The following is a 13,451-nucleotide window of genomic DNA, read 5'->3' on the forward strand; positions in this document are numbered from 1 at the left end:
CGCAAAACGGTGGACCGGCTTACGAGGCCGGCTTGATGGGACCGGAACGCACGATGCCGAGCAGCAGGTCCGCCCGCTGCTTCAGGGATGGCGGCGCTGTGCGGTCGGTGATGATCTCGTCGAACGCCTTGCCGGCTGCGTCGTAGTCTCCCGCCTTCAGGGCGGCGAGCCCGAGCAACTCGCGGGCGTTCGCGCCCCAGGCGCTGCCCGAGGCGAGAAGCGGCTGCAGGCGGGACTTGAGCTCATCCATCGAACTCGTGTCGACGGCCAGCATGGCGGCGCGCAGCCGCGCCAGGTCGCGGAGCACCGGCGCCACGCTGGAATCGCCCGCGAGGGCGTCATAGGTCTTGATGCCCTCGGCCGGCGACTGCTTCGCCTGCTCGGCGGCCTCCCGGAAGCGCGCGAGCTTCTCATAGCCAGCCGTCGAATCCTTCGCAATGGCCGCGAATTCCTTCTCGGCCTCGTCCGTATCGCCAGCCCGAGACAGCTCGATCGCATGCTCGAAGCGGGCTCCGGCGGCCTCCGCGCGCTGGGTCTGGTTGTAGTCGTAGATGCGCCAGCCGGCGGTCGCCGCGACGGCCAGGAAGGCCAGGCCGATCAGCTTGTTGCCGTGCTTCTTCCAGAACTCGATCGCCCTGTCGCGCCGGACGTCTTCGTCGATCTCGCGGAAAATGTCGGCCATGGCCGGCTTCGTTCCTCTCGGGGCCGCGCGGCCCATGCGCCCGCATGGCGGGATCCCTCGTCGCGCAGGCGATTACCATGGGAGGGCCGCTTTGTCATGCCGCCGCCGGGGCTCGCCTCAGAACGCGACCACCGGTACGCCGATCAGGATGGGATGCAGGAAGATCATGACGGCGTAGAGGACCGTCCCGAGGACGACGGCCACGACGTCGTTCAGCCTGCCCCCATAGCGGATCTTGACCTCGCCGGCCTGCTCCCGCCGCTTCAGCGAGATGCGATCATACACCGCCCAGGCCAGGACGGAGCCGAAGAGCACCATGGAGCCAAGATCGCCGTTGGCCAGCAGATGCGCGAAGGCCCATATCTTCACGGCCACCAGCATCGGGTGCTTCAGCACGCGCTTGATGGAGCCCGGCACATAGGCGGCCACCAGGCAGATCATGGCGGGCCACATGAGCAGAAGCGTGAGGTGGCGCATCCCCGTGGGCGGATCCCAGACCTGGATGTAGCCCGCCTCGCGGTAGGTCCTGAAGCCGTAGACGATCAGCGCCAGCCCCAGCAGGGAGACCAGGCTGTAGAGGCCCTTGTAGGGCCCCTCCCCCAGCCGCTCCACGGCCGCGGCCCGCGCAGCACGCCGGGTGGTGAAGGTGTGGGCGCCCAGGAGGAGGACAAGGCCGAGGATCAGGAGGAGCATGGAGCGAATCTCGGTAAGCACCACAGACCTAGCGTTGGACCCGTCGTATTCTCACGCAAGCCAATCTTCGCATCGGAGTCCCTCCACGCGCCGGAACTCACCGAGATTTGCGGTCACGACCACGAGCCCGCGACTCCGCGCGTGACCAGCAATCAGCACGTCATAGCCACCAATCATTTGCCCCATACGCTCGAGCGTAGCCCGAATCTCAGCCGCATGGTCCGCGGCTGCGTCATCGAAGGGCAGGACCTCGAGGCGGGAAGCGAAGCTCTCCACCTCGCGACGGTTCCGGTCAGGGGCGGCCGACTTCGCTGCCCCGTGCATCAGTTCCGTGAGGACGATTGTGGATATGCAGAGCCCTTCCGCCTCCCGGTTGAAGCGTTCTCGGACGGAAGCTGGCCGGTCCCTCAGCACGCGAATGCACAAATTGGTGTCCAGCATGTACCGCAGCATCAGAAGCGCTCTCGCTCCTGGGCGGCTGGCTGAAGTCTTTCACCGAGATCCGCGCCCGGCTGGTCGAAGAAGTCGTCCCACAGGGCGTCTGCGGGCAGAATGACCCTCTTCTTGCCCTCCTTCAGGACAACCACTTCGCGCACCCCAGGGGGAAAGGCCACGTCCTTGGCGAGCCGAACTGCTTGAGAACGGTTGGATTGAAAGACGGTGGTACGAGACATGGACGACCTCCCGACCAGATTGGTTCGGGAAGTTGGATATGTCAATGGGATATACGCACCCTGATGAAGCTTGCCTCACTCCCACTCGATGGTGCCCGGCGGCTTCGACGTGACGTCGTAGACGACGCGGTTGATGCCCCGCACCTCGTTGATGATCCGGGTCGCGACATGGCCCACGAAGCGCATGTCGAAGGGGTAGAAGTCCGCCGTCATGCCGTCCACCGACGTCACGGCGCGCAGGCCGCAGACGTAGTCGTACGTGCGGCCGTCGCCCATCACGCCCACCGTGCGGACCGGCAGCAGCACCGCGAAAGCCTGCCAGATGTCGTCGTAGAGACCGGCGCGGCGGATCTCCTCGAGGTAGATCTCGTCCGCGAGGCGCAGGATGTCGCACTTCTCTTTGGTGACCTCGCCCGGGATGCGAATGGCGAGGCCCGGCCCCGGGAAGGGGTGGCGGCCGACGAAGGCCTCGGGCAGGCCGAGCTCGCGGCCGAGCGCCCTCACCTCGTCCTTGAACAGCTCGCGCAGCGGCTCCACGAGCTTCATGTTCATGCGCTCGGGCAGGCCGCCGACATTGTGGTGCGATTTGATCGTGACGGACGGGCCGCCTGTGAATGAGACGCTCTCGATCACGTCGGGATAGAGCGTGCCCTGGGCCAGGAACTCCGCGCCGCCGATCTTCTTGGCTTCGGCCTCGAACACCTCGATGAACAGGCGGCCGATGGTCTTGCGCTTGACCTCCGGGTCCGAGACGCCCGCCAGCGCGCCCAGGAAGGTCTCCTCCGCGTCCACATGCACGAGCGGAATGTTGTAGCTGTCGCGGAACAGCGCCACGACTTTCTTGGCCTCCGCCATGCGCAGCAGGCCATGGTCCACGAACACGCAGGTGAGCTGGTCGCCGATCGCCTCGTGAATCAGGACGGCGGCCACGGCCGAGTCCACGCCGCCGGACAACCCGCAGATGACCCGGCTTTGGCCGACCTGGGCCCGGATGCGCTCGATCGCTTCGTCGCGGAAGGCCTTCATGGTCCAGTCGCCGCCGCAGCCGGCGATCTTGCGCACGAAGTTGCGGATCAGCGCGGCGCCGTTCGGCGTGTGGATCACCTCGGGGTGGAACTGCACGCCATAGAAGTTGCGCTTCACATCCGCGACGGCTGCGAACGGAGCATTGTCGGAGACGGCGACGACCTTGAAGCCGTCCGGCAGCTTGGTGACCCGGTCGCCGTGACTCATCCAGACCGGGTAACGCTCGCCGACACGCCAGACATCCTGGAAGAGCGGGGTCTCCTCCAACACCTCGACCTCGGCGCGGCCGAATTCGCGGTGATGGCCGCCCTCCACCTGTCCGCCGAGCTGGGCCGCCATGGCCTGCTCGCCGTAGCAGATGCCGAACACCGGCACGCCCGCCTCGAAGATCGCCTGCGGCGCCCGGGGCGACTCCATCTCGGTGACCGAGGCGGGGCCACCGGACAGGATGACGCCCTTGGGCCGCATCTCGCGGAAAGCCTTCTCGGCCGACTGGAACGGCACGATCTCGGAATAGACGCCCTCCTCCCGCACCCGCCGGGCGATGAGCTGCGTCACCTGGCTGCCGAAGTCGACGATGAGGATCTTGTCGTGATGATGCTCGGTCATGGCGGTCGGATACCCCCCGGTCTCGTGCGGCGCAACTCGGATCAATGTGTGGTCATGCCGTGCGGCGCAGCAGGGCGACATAGAAGCCGTCCGTACCCGTGCGCCTGGGGCTCATCTGGATGCCGTGCCCTGCCGGGCTGGCGAAAGCGGCGAGGTCCGGCTGGCCGGCGTCGGCGGCGACCTTCGCAGGCGGAATGACCCCGAAACCGCTTGTCCGGTCCAGGAAAGCGGCGACGGTCTCGTCGTTCTCGGCCGGCAGCACAGAACAGGTGATATAGGCGATGCGGCCGCCCGGCTTCAGGAAGGTCGCTGCCCGATCCAGCACAACGGCCTGTTCGGCGATACGCGTGTCGAGGCTATTGGGGCGCACGCGCCACTTGGCGTCCGGGTTGCGGCGCCAGGTGCCCGTGCCCGTGCAGGGCGCATCCACCACGACGAGGTCGGCGTGGCCGCGCAGGTCGGCCAACGGCTCGCCGTCCTTGCCCTTGGGCGCCTTGATCTGGACGTTGCGGACGCCTGCGCGGGTGAGGCGCTCGAAGATCGGCGCCAGGCGGCGCTTGTCGCTGTCCGTCGCGAAGACCTGGCCGCGGTTGTCCATCTGCGCCGCGAGCGCGAGCGTCTTGCCGCCACCGCCTGCGCAAAGGTCGATGACCTGCATGCCAGGGTCGGCCGCCGCGAGCAGCGCGGCGAGCTGGGACCCTTCGTCCTGGATCTCGATCCAGCCTTTCTGGAAAGCGGGCTCGGACTGGACGTTCGGGGCTCGCGCGTCTTCGCCTACGGTGATGCGCAGTCCGAGCGGCGAGCGCGGGGTGGGCTGAACGCCCAAGTGCGCGAGGGCGGCCGCCACCTTGTCGCGCGCCGCCTTCAGGGTGTTGACCCGCATGTCGACCGGCGCCCGCGTCGCAAGCGCCGCCAGTTCCTCCGCCCGGCTCTCCCCGAAGGCGGCTGCGAACTGTCCGTCCAGCCATTCCGGATAATCGCCAGCCACCCAGGCCGGCGCGCCCTCGAGCGTCCGACCTGTGAGCGCGCTCCGCTCTTCGTCCGTCAGCGGCTCCGGCGCGAAGCGCTCGCCGGTGAAGAGGCTTTGGATCCGCTCGGCGTCCCAGCCGCGCGCGAGCCGGAGGGCTCCGATCAGAACCGCGCGCGGTGCGTCCGATCCGGAGAGCCACGCCGCCGAAGCCTTGCGCCGCAGCGCGTCGAAGACGAGCCCGCCGATGGCCGAGCGATCGCCCGATCCGGCGAAGCGATGCGACAGGCCCCAGTCCTTCAAGGCGTCCGCTGCAGGGCGGCGGCGCGCCTCGATATCGGCAAGGACCTCGATGGCGGCGGAGATGCGGGCGGCGGGTGTCATGGAAGAAGCAGCCTCAGGGCGATCAGGGCCCATATGATGATGAGAACGACGACGCCGGCGAGAAACACTCGGAAACGCAGCAGGACATCGTTGCGGCCCGTGTGGATGAACGCATGCACGATCCGGGTCGCCACGAAAAGCCACGCGAGCACGACCATGAGGACGTCCGTCGCGCGGATGTACATGGCCGCGCCGACGAGCACGTAAAACAGGACGGGCGTCTCGAACTGGTTGGCGAAGTTGTTGGAGAACTTGCGGACCTCACCGGGCCACGGCTCGTTGGAGACCGCGATCTCCCCGACCCGCACGCGCCCCTCCCGGATCGCCTTGAATCGCGCGGCTCCGGTCCCGAATAGCACGATGAAGGTCAGCAGCACCTGCGCAAGAACCGGATAGAGAAGCGCCATGAGTGATCCTGTCTCGGAGCTGACCTTTCGGCCGCCGCGCGGGGCGTTCGGGCGCAAGAGCGGGCGGCCCGCCGGCTCTGCGCGGATGAGAGAGCGAGCGGCGAGGCGACTTAAACCCGCGTCGGGTAATTCGGGCTCTCGCGCGTGATCGTCACGTCGTGGACATGGCTTTCGCGCAGGCCTGCCGAGGTGATGCGAACGAACTCGGCCTTCTCGCGGAACTCCGGCAAGGTCTTGGCGCCCACATAGCCCATGGCGGCGCGCAGGCCGCCGGCGAGCTGGTGCAGCACGCCCGAGACCGGCCCCTTGTAGGCCACCTGCCCCTCGATACCCTCCGGCACGAGCTTCAGGGTGTCCTTGATGTCCTGCTGGAAGTAGCGATCCGCCGAGCCGCGGGCCATGGCGCCCACCGAGCCCATGCCGCGATACGCCTTGTAGGAGCGGCCCTGGTAGAGGAATACCTCGCCCGGGCTCTCGTCCGTGCCGGCCAGAAGCGACCCCACCATGGCGCACTCGGCTCCGGCGGCCAGCGCCTTGGCGAGGTCGCCGGAGAACTTGATGCCGCCATCGGCGATCACGGGCGTGTCGGCCTTCGCGGCCGCCTCGACGGCGTCCATGATCGCGGTGAGCTGGGGCACGCCGACGCCTGCGACAATGCGGGTGGTGCAGATGGAGCCCGGGCCGATGCCGATCTTCACCGCGTCCGCCCCGGCGTCGATGAGGGCCTGGGCGCCGGCCTTGGTGGCGACGTTACCGGCGACCACCTGCACGGCGTTGGACAGCTTCTTGATGCGCGACACCGACTCGAGCACCCGCTGGGAGTGGCCGTGCGCCGTGTCCACGACCAGCACGTCGCAGCCCGCGTCGATCAGCATCTCGGCACGCAGAAAGCCCTGCTCGCCCACGGTGGTCGCGGCGGCGACCCGCAGGCGCCCGGCCTCGTCCTTGGACGCGTTCGGATAGGCGACCTGCTTCTCCATGTCCTTCACGGTGATCAGGCCGATGCAGCGGTAATGGTCGTCGACCACCAGCAGCTTCTCGATGCGGAACTGGTGGAGCAGCCGCTTCGCCTCGTCCTGGCTGACACCCTCACGCACCGTGATGAGCCGGTCCTTGGTCATCAACTCGGACACGGGCTGCTGCGGGCTCGTGGCGAAGCGCACGTCGCGATTGGTGAGGATGCCCACCAGCATGCCCGGCTTGCCGGCGGGACCGCGCTCCACCACCGGGATTCCGGAGATGCCGTGGCGCTTCATGAGATCGAGCGCATCAGCGAGCGTCTCGTCGGGGTGGATGGTGACCGGGTTGACCACCATCCCGCTCTCGAACTTCTTCACCTTGCGGATCTCGGCGGCCTGCGCTTCCGGGTCGAAATTGCGGTGGATGACCCCAAGACCGCCGGCCTGCGCCATGGCGATCGCCATCGGCGCCTCGGACACCGTGTCCATGGCGGAGGAGATGATCGGCAGGGTGAGGCGAATGGTGCGGGTCAGGCGCGTGGCGATGTTGACGTCGCCGGGCATCACCTCGGAATGGCCGGGCTGCAGCAGCACGTCATCAAATGTGAGCGCTTCGCGGATGGTCGCCATGGCCAACTCCTCTGTCCCGACCGGATAAACGAAAAGAGCGCCTCGGGGCGGGACCCGGCGCTTCACAACGAGTTGGCGCGTGCTGTTAGCACGGCCGGGGTCGAGTCGAAAGCGTTTTGCAGTGCAACATGCGCAGGGCTGATGTGCGCGGGAGCGCCAGAGCGCGCCTGCTGCCGCATTCGGGCTGAAACTTGGCCAGGAAAGACGACTCACCGGCAGTGAGGAAGGGTTCATGGGCAGGCGCCCATGACCTCGTGGATGCCCCCAAGCTTCTTTGCCACGCCTACGCGGCGGCGCAGTTCCTAGCTCTTCGCGGCCGGATCCCACCCGCTGGAGGGAGCGACGTCGGCGCCTTCCTCATCCCCGGACGTTTCGTCTCCCGCACGGCCCCGGAAGCCCGTCGCGAGCACGTACAGCTCCGCCGAATCCGCCCGGCTCGCCGCCGGCTTGACGTGCCGCACCGTCGAGAAATCGCGCTTCAGGTCGGCCAGCAGCGTGCCCTCGGTGCCGCCCTGCAGCACCTTGGCGACGAATGAGCCACCGGGGGCCAGCACCTCGCGGGCGAATTCGATCGCGAGCTCCGCGAGCGCCACGATCTTGAGGTGGTCGGTCTTCTTGTGCCCCGTGGCGTTGGCGGCCATGTCGGACATGACCACGTCGGCCGGTCCGCCCAGCATGGCCTTGAGGCGGTCGGGCGCGTCCTCATCGAGGAAGTCCATGACCGTGAACTCGACCCCCGGGATGGGGTCGATATCCAGCAGGTCGATGCCGACCACCCTGCCCTTCCCCTTGAGCGAGCCCACCTTTCCGGCAGCCACCTGCGACCAGCCTCCCGGCGCGGCGCCGAGGTCCACCACGCGCAGGCCAGGCCGGAACAGATGGAACTTCTCGTCCATCTCGATCAGCTTGTAGGCCGCCCGCGAGCGATAGCCCTCGCGCTTTGCCCGCGCCACATAGGGGTCGTTGAGCTGACGCTCCAGCCAGCGCGTTTGCGAGACCGTCCGCTTCTTCGCGGTCTTGACCCGCTGCTTCAGGGAGCGGCCGCCCGCGCGGCCGGATCCCGACTCGTTGGCGTTCACGCGTGGGACCTCCGACCTGAGGTCCAGACGCCGTCTTCATCCATCATTTGCATCAAAATTCCTTCGCGCAGGCCGCGATCGGCGATGCGCAAGCGGCTCGCTGGGAAGTTGCGCCGAATGGCTTCCAGGATCGCGCAGCCCGCCAGCACCAGGTCGGCCCGCTCCGAACCGATGCACGCGTTTCCGGCGCGCTCCTCGAAGGACATGTTGAGCAGCTGCTCGATCACGTCCGACACGTCCGCGTCGTTCATCCAGATGCCGTCCACCTGCCGCCGGTCATAGCGCTTCAATCCGAGATGAACGCCGGCGATCGTGGTGACCGTGCCGGACGTGCCCAGCAGGTGGAAGCGCCCGCACCGCTTGGCCGACCCGACCTCGTCGGCGAAGCTCTTCATGTGGCCGAGCACCTCGCTGACCATGGCTTCGAAAATCCGCCGGTCAACGTCCACGCCGCCATGCCGCTCGGCCAGGGTCACCACGCCGACCGGAAGGGACGTCCACGCGCGGACGCGCTGGCGCAGGCTCCGACGGTCCCGCGCCGCGCCGGCGACCCAGGCCAGTTCGGACGACCCCCCGCCGATGTCGAACAGCATCGAGCCTTCGGCGTGGGGATCGGCCAGCGCGGCGCAGCCTGCGACGGCCAGATGAGCTTCGGTCTCGCGGTCCACCACCTCGAGGTCGAGCCGGGTCTCCTCACGCACCCGGGCGATGAAGTCCGCGCCGTTCTCGGCGGCCCGGCAGGCTTCCGTGGCGATCAGGCGCGCGCGCGTGACGCCCCTGGCCTCCATCTTGGTGCGGCACACGTGGAGGGCGTCGATGGTGCGCGCGATCGCCGTCTCCTTGAGCCGGCGCGATCCGCCAAGCCCCTCGCCGAGTCTCACGATGCGCGAAAACGCGTCAACGACCCGAAATCCGTCCCCATTGGGACGGGCCACGAGCAGCCGGCAATTGTTCGTCCCGAGGTCGAGCGCCGCATAGGTGCGACGCTCATGCGCGCTGCGCTGGCCGCTGGGAACGCCAACAGGCGCCACTCCGCGCGCAAGCGCGGCGACGGGCGGAGCGCCAATCACGATCGGAGGCGGACTCTGGGCGCTTGTCGCCCCTGTACCGACCGACCCTGCTTCAGCGAACGCGCGTACTCCTCCATCATCGACCGGCGACACCGTCGGCACCTCTCCATCCACTTGGAATCGAGTGTACCAACGGCTGTGGGCCAATCACAAGACAAACGCAGGCAGCGCCCTCCGCGAAGCACAGCCGACGATCACCGGCGACGCAGCAACTCCCTCATCAGGGGCATCTCACCCTTGGACCAGTCGATGCGTCCGGACTTGACGATCGAGTCGACCCGGGTCCACAGCGCGCTGTGCGTCAGCGGCTTCGAGACCATGTCGCGGATGCCGACATCCAGAGCGCTGTCGATCAGCTCCGGCGATGGCTGGGCCGTCATCAGCAGAATGGGAACCTGGAAGTTGGGCACCCGCCGCAGGGCGCGCGCGACCTCGATCCCGGGCAGGTGCGGCAGGTCGTCGGAGAGGATCAGCATGTCGGGTCCGGAGCGCAGCGTCGTCTTGATGACGCTGGGCCCGTCGGCGGCGTCGATGAAGCGCTTCACGCCGGCGATGCGCAGGGTGTCCCTCACGATGCGACGCGTAAACTCGCTCTGATCCGCCACAAGGACCAGCATGTCAGGAAACCGCGGGGTGCCAATCATGTGTTCTCATCCTGAAATGGACTTTCAGGATAAACATCAATTCTTGAGATAGGCTAAATCACCGCGAACGTATAAATGAACGCAAAAGTAGCTCTTGGACTTAATGCTCGCCCAAGTTGCGGACTAATCATCTGGGCCGGCGCCGCGCAGCTTCTTGAGGCCGGAACGCCGCGCCTTTGTTTCGAGGCGCCTCTTCTTGGATGCAAGGGTTGGGCGCGTCGGACGGCGGACCTTCGGTGGAACAGACGCCTCCCGGATCAGCGCCAGAAGCTTCTCGAGCGCGTCCTGCCGATTGCGCTCCTGCGTGCGGAACCGCTGGGAGCCGATGATGAGCACCCCATCCTGGGTGAGGCGGCTTCCGGCGAGATGCGCCAATCGCGCCCGCACGTCGTCCGGCAGCGACGGGCTGCGGGCGACGTCGAAACGCAGCAGCACGGCCGTCTCGACCTTGTTGACGTTCTGACCGCCCGGGCCCGAAGCGCGCGCGAAGCTCTCTTCGATCTCTTGCGGGTCGAGCGCGATGCGTTTGGTAACGGGGATCTTGGCCATGGCGGAACTGTTCGGGATTCGTAGGCCGAAATCCATGCCGCATTCTGACCGAGGCTTTCCAGGGCCAGGCGCCCGATCTCCTCAGGGCTTGTCGGCCGCGCCCATTTTCGCGCCGACCGGAGCGCCCCCGCTGACCGGCCGCGCCACCAGGGCCTCCCCCGCACCAAGCGGCAGCAGGCGCCAGAAAATCACCGCCGAACAGACGGAAATGCACCCGATCAGGGCGAAGACCCAGGGGAAATGGTTGAGGGCGAGCGGGTCGCCTCCCATTATCCTGCTGGCGCCCTCGAGCCCGAGGGCGGCGATGGACACCCCCACCGATCCTGACAACTCCTGAAGCACGGTCGCAAAGGTGGTGGCTCGCGAGAGTTTTTCGGCCGGCATGTCGGCGTAGGCGACCGCGTTGATCGACGTGAATTCCAGCGAGCGCAGGAACCCGCCGGTCACCAGGATGGCGATCATCAGCACGACCGGCGTGGAGGGTCCGAACAGTCCAGGGGCGGCGACGAAGATCGACGAGATCACCGCGTTCAGCACCAGAACACGCCGGAACCCGAACCGGCGCAGGATCGGCGACGCCACGAGCTTCATCGCCATGGACCCGATCCCGGCCGCGAACGTCGTCAAGCCCGAGCGAAAGGCGTCATAGCCGAACCCGGCCTGCAAGAGCAGCGGCAGCAGGAAGGGCGTCGCGCCGACGCCCACGCGAAACAGGAAGCCTCCCGTAATGCTGGCCCGGAAAGTCGGCAGGCTCAGCAACCGCAGGTCGATCAGCGGCGCCGGCGCCTTCAAGGCGTGGCGCACATAGAGCACCAGGAGCAGGAAGCCGCCGACGATGAGGCCAACCACTCCCGACGCTGGGATGAGCCCCAGGCCGGACAGCGTTGCGCCGGTCAGGAAGGCCGCGAGCCCGGGCCCGACCAGTACGAAGCCGATCATGTCGAAGGGCCGGCGCTCCTCCTCGCGCACGTTGGGAATGTGGAGGGTCGCCAGTACGATCCCGAGGGCGGCGATCGGCACGTTGACCCAGAAGATCCATCGCCAGTTCAGGTAAGTGGTGATGAAGCCGCCCACGGGAGGCCCGAGGATAGGCCCGAGCAACGCCGGAATTGTCAGCCAGGCAAGGGCGTCGACGATCTGGCTCCGGTCGATGGTGCGCAGCACCACGAGGCGCCCGACGGGCACCATCATCGCGCCACCCATGCCCTGCAGCACGCGGGCGGCCACGAGACTGCCGATGTCGGTGGAGAAGCCGCAGCCTATGGAGCCCGCCGCGAAGACCCCCATGGCCAGCCGAAATACCGTTCGCGCCCCAAACCGGTCGGCGAGCCAGCCGGAGGCCGGAATGAAGATCGCGAGCGCCAACAGGTAGGAGGTCAGCGCCAGCTTGAGATGGATCGGGTTCTCGCCGAGGTCCCTGGCGATGGCCGGCAAGGATGTCGCCAGCACCGTGGAGTCGAGGTTCTCCATGAACAGCGCGGTGGCGACGATCAGCGGCACCAACCGCTCGGGCGGGAGGGAGAACCGCGAGGATGAAGACGCAAGTCGGCGCATGAAGATCGGCTCTCGGGGGCTCCAGCCGGACGGCCCCCAATGCCACGATCACCCCCGCTGTTCCAGCGCCAGCCGACCAAAAAGGCGCGAGGCATGCCTGCCCTGCGCCGCGTGTCGACGCGCAACGCCGCCGACGAAGGGAGCTTAGCGGCGGCGGAACTGGCCGCGCTGGGGAGGACGGGCCCCGGGCGGTCCCGCGCGTTCGTCCTTATGACGGAAGATCAGGCGGCCCTTCTCGAGGTCATAGGGCGACATCTCGACGGTCACGCGATCGCCCGCCAGCGTCTTGATGCGGTGCTTCTTCATCTTGCCGGCGGTATAGGCGACGATCTCGTGCCCGGTATCAAGCTGCACCCGGAAGCGCGCATCCGGAAGGATCTCGGTCACGAGACCCTCGAATTCCATGAGTTCTTCCTTCGCCATTGCAACTCCCGCGATAGTTCTGTGCGTAAAACCGCCGTTGGTCGGGAGCGGCGGTTTCGGAGGCAGCCACCGAAACCGCGCAGCTGCGCTTCGGCGTCTTAAAACGTCGCGCCGCGGCGCGATCCGGAAGGCGGTTGCTGCGCGAAGGCGTTTCCGCACCTCATATGAGATTTGCACGCCATCGCGCAAGTCGGAACGGCCGCTCGCAAGGCGGCAGAAGCCTTGCCAGACAAGGAACCTTCCCGCCGCGCTCGCGGTTAGCCCGCAGACGTTGAACCACCTTGGGCTCGGGAGCTTTCCAAATGCTGAAATGGGCGCTGATCTTCCTGGTGATATCGATCATCGCAGGCGCACTGGGCTTCACCGGAGTTTCTGCGGCGGCGGGGCGCTTGTCGAAGATCCTCTTCGTCGTGGCCTTGATCATCTTCATCGTGTTGCTGGTGCTCGGCCTCATGGCGGGCGAAGCGTTGTTCTAATAGATCCACTGCTCGGGGATGCGGACGGTGACCGCATCCCCAACCCCAATCATTCCTGGCGAGTCGACCCACGCGACAAGCCCTCTCCGCCGCCGGGCCGCGTTCACGAACCTCTGCGCCAGGTCGGCGCTTCCGCCGATGTGGCGCGCCAATGCTTTTCCGGATTTCCGGCATGGCGCGTTCTGCTCCTCGATCGCGAGGACGGCGCCTCCCCCAAAGAACATGCGCGTGCCGCGTGGCAGCCGAGACAACGAGGGGATTCCCTCGACGACCAGGTTGGCGCCGAGCCACTCTGGACGAACCTCCTCCAAGCCCATGGCCTCGGCGACCACGGAGAGTTCTTCCCGGCTGACAAGCGAAAGCTGACGCGTATTGCGGATCCGCAGACCCCTAAGGAACCAGGGCGTCCGCGCGTCGGCCGCCCGGCTGTGACCGCGATGCCGCTCGCCCGAAAGGCCGTCGATGCCTTCGAAATCGAGCGTGGCCCGCTCGACCGGGCGGGTCTCGAACCCGTCCCCGTCGGCGACGAGCACGGAAGAGCAAACCGCCCGGAGCTTCCGGGCGGGTGTGATGGCTTCAAGTTGCATGATGGCCTCGCAGAGAGGCCGGACCATAAGGCCGGCCG

At 67.2% G+C, this 13,451-nt stretch carries 16 protein-coding genes; 1 reads left to right on the plus strand and 15 read right to left on the minus strand.

Features of this window, described 5'->3' with window-relative positions:
- Positions 1–19 precede the first annotated feature (19 nt).
- The 14 genes from SLNSH_RS03530 to infA form a co-directional block, all read right to left on the minus strand.
- Positions 20–682, minus strand: a complete 663-nt coding sequence (locus SLNSH_RS03530) for a tetratricopeptide repeat protein (RefSeq protein WP_106335282.1) — start codon at positions 680–682, stop codon at positions 20–22.
- A gap of 117 nt (positions 683–799) precedes the next feature.
- Entirely contained in the window at positions 800–1,375 is a 576-nt protein-coding gene (locus SLNSH_RS03535) for an NnrU family protein (RefSeq protein ID WP_106335283.1), read from the minus strand.
- Positions 1,376–1,426: 51 nt separating this feature from the next.
- Positions 1,427–1,828, minus strand: coding sequence for a type II toxin-antitoxin system tRNA(fMet)-specific endonuclease VapC (gene vapC / locus SLNSH_RS03540; protein WP_106335284.1), 402 nt, complete (start codon positions 1,826–1,828; stop codon positions 1,427–1,429).
- A complete protein-coding gene (gene vapB, locus SLNSH_RS03545; protein WP_106335285.1) occupies positions 1,828–2,049 on the minus strand; it encodes a type II toxin-antitoxin system VapB family antitoxin in 222 nt (73 codons plus the stop codon). Before vapB ends, vapC begins: the two co-directional genes overlap by 1 nt.
- Before the next feature lie 75 nt (positions 2,050–2,124).
- Positions 2,125–3,684: a glutamine-hydrolyzing GMP synthase gene (gene guaA / locus SLNSH_RS03550; protein WP_106335286.1), complete on the minus strand. Its 1,560-nt coding sequence runs from the start codon at positions 3,682–3,684 to the stop codon at positions 2,125–2,127.
- 52 nt (positions 3,685–3,736) lie between these two features.
- Positions 3,737–5,035: an RsmB/NOP family class I SAM-dependent RNA methyltransferase gene (locus SLNSH_RS03555; protein WP_106335287.1), complete on the minus strand. Its 1,299-nt coding sequence runs from the start codon at positions 5,033–5,035 to the stop codon at positions 3,737–3,739.
- On the minus strand, positions 5,032–5,442 hold the full coding sequence (locus tag SLNSH_RS03560) for an MAPEG family protein (RefSeq protein ID WP_106335288.1): 411 nt from the start codon (positions 5,440–5,442) through the stop codon (positions 5,032–5,034). The genes SLNSH_RS03555 and SLNSH_RS03560 overlap by 4 nt, the downstream gene beginning before the upstream one ends.
- A 110-nt stretch (positions 5,443–5,552) precedes the next feature.
- Complete coding sequence (gene guaB / locus SLNSH_RS03565) at positions 5,553–7,031, minus strand: IMP dehydrogenase (RefSeq protein WP_106335289.1); 1,479 nt, start codon at positions 7,029–7,031, stop codon at positions 5,553–5,555.
- Between the two features lie 302 nt (positions 7,032–7,333).
- Positions 7,334–8,110 carry an RlmE family RNA methyltransferase gene (locus SLNSH_RS03570; protein ID WP_106335290.1) on the minus strand — a complete coding sequence of 259 codons (777 nt, stop codon included), beginning with the start codon at positions 8,108–8,110 and terminating at the stop codon, positions 7,334–7,336.
- A complete protein-coding gene (locus SLNSH_RS03575) occupies positions 8,107–9,141 on the minus strand; it encodes a Ppx/GppA phosphatase family protein (RefSeq protein WP_245422021.1) in 1,035 nt (344 codons plus the stop codon). Before SLNSH_RS03575 ends, SLNSH_RS03570 begins: the two co-directional genes overlap by 4 nt.
- Before the next feature lie 233 nt (positions 9,142–9,374).
- On the minus strand, positions 9,375–9,824 hold the full coding sequence (locus SLNSH_RS03580; RefSeq protein WP_106335291.1) for a response regulator: 450 nt from the start codon (positions 9,822–9,824) through the stop codon (positions 9,375–9,377).
- Positions 9,825–9,947: 123 nt separating this feature from the next.
- Positions 9,948–10,373, minus strand: coding sequence for an alternative ribosome rescue aminoacyl-tRNA hydrolase ArfB (gene arfB, locus SLNSH_RS03585; protein WP_106335436.1), 426 nt, complete (start codon positions 10,371–10,373; stop codon positions 9,948–9,950).
- 81 nt (positions 10,374–10,454) lie between these two features.
- On the minus strand, positions 10,455–11,927 hold the full coding sequence (locus SLNSH_RS03590) for a DHA2 family efflux MFS transporter permease subunit (RefSeq protein WP_106335292.1): 1,473 nt from the start codon (positions 11,925–11,927) through the stop codon (positions 10,455–10,457).
- 144 nt (positions 11,928–12,071) lie between these two features.
- A complete protein-coding gene (infA, locus tag SLNSH_RS03595; RefSeq protein WP_106335293.1) occupies positions 12,072–12,350 on the minus strand; it encodes a translation initiation factor IF-1 in 279 nt (92 codons plus the stop codon).
- Positions 12,351–12,652: 302 nt separating this feature from the next.
- Between infA and SLNSH_RS03600 the strand changes: the two genes are divergently transcribed.
- Positions 12,653–12,826 carry a DUF1328 domain-containing protein gene (locus SLNSH_RS03600; protein ID WP_106335294.1) on the plus strand — a complete coding sequence of 58 codons (174 nt, stop codon included), beginning with the start codon at positions 12,653–12,655 and terminating at the stop codon, positions 12,824–12,826.
- On the opposite strand, the gene SLNSH_RS03605 is transcribed toward SLNSH_RS03600, so the two are convergent.
- A complete protein-coding gene (locus SLNSH_RS03605; protein WP_106335437.1) occupies positions 12,823–13,413 on the minus strand; it encodes an MOSC domain-containing protein in 591 nt (196 codons plus the stop codon). The two genes, SLNSH_RS03600 and SLNSH_RS03605, sit on opposite strands and share 4 nt — an antisense overlap.
- Positions 13,414–13,451: the final 38 nt, after the last annotated feature.

Source organism: Alsobacter soli, from assembly GCF_003004785.1.
GTDB classification, from domain to species: Bacteria; Pseudomonadota; Alphaproteobacteria; order Rhizobiales; family Beijerinckiaceae; genus Alsobacter; species Alsobacter soli.

Excerpts from the sequence above, each read along its gene's own strand:
- SLNSH_RS03530 (WP_106335282.1), bottom strand. The coding sequence starts at position 682 with ATGGCCGACATTTTCCGCGAGATCGACGAAGACGTCCGGCGCGACAGG.
- SLNSH_RS03535 (WP_106335283.1), bottom strand. The coding sequence starts at position 1,375 with ATGCTCCTCCTGATCCTCGGCCTTGTCCTCCTCCTGGGCGCCCACACC.
- vapB (WP_106335285.1), bottom strand. The coding sequence starts at position 2,049 with ATGTCTCGTACCACCGTCTTTCAATCCAACCGTTCTCAAGCAGTTCGG.
- infA (WP_106335293.1), bottom strand. The coding sequence starts at position 12,350 with ATGGCGAAGGAAGAACTCATGGAATTCGAGGGTCTCGTGACCGAGATC.
- SLNSH_RS03560 (WP_106335288.1), bottom strand. The coding sequence starts at position 5,442 with ATGGCGCTTCTCTATCCGGTTCTTGCGCAGGTGCTGCTGACCTTCATC.
- SLNSH_RS03580 (WP_106335291.1), bottom strand. The coding sequence starts at position 9,824 with ATGATTGGCACCCCGCGGTTTCCTGACATGCTGGTCCTTGTGGCGGAT.
- guaA (WP_106335286.1), bottom strand. The coding sequence starts at position 3,684 with ATGACCGAGCATCATCACGACAAGATCCTCATCGTCGACTTCGGCAGC.
- arfB (WP_106335436.1), bottom strand. The coding sequence starts at position 10,373 with ATGGCCAAGATCCCCGTTACCAAACGCATCGCGCTCGACCCGCAAGAG.
- SLNSH_RS03590 (WP_106335292.1), bottom strand. The coding sequence starts at position 11,927 with ATGCGCCGACTTGCGTCTTCATCCTCGCGGTTCTCCCTCCCGCCCGAG.
- guaB (WP_106335289.1), bottom strand. The coding sequence starts at position 7,031 with ATGGCGACCATCCGCGAAGCGCTCACATTTGATGACGTGCTGCTGCAG.
- SLNSH_RS03605 (WP_106335437.1), bottom strand. The coding sequence starts at position 13,413 with ATGCAACTTGAAGCCATCACACCCGCCCGGAAGCTCCGGGCGGTTTGC.
- vapC (WP_106335284.1), bottom strand. The coding sequence starts at position 1,828 with ATGCTGCGGTACATGCTGGACACCAATTTGTGCATTCGCGTGCTGAGG.
- SLNSH_RS03600 (WP_106335294.1), top strand. The coding sequence starts at position 12,653 with ATGCTGAAATGGGCGCTGATCTTCCTGGTGATATCGATCATCGCAGGC.
- SLNSH_RS03555 (WP_106335287.1), bottom strand. The coding sequence starts at position 5,035 with ATGACACCCGCCGCCCGCATCTCCGCCGCCATCGAGGTCCTTGCCGAT.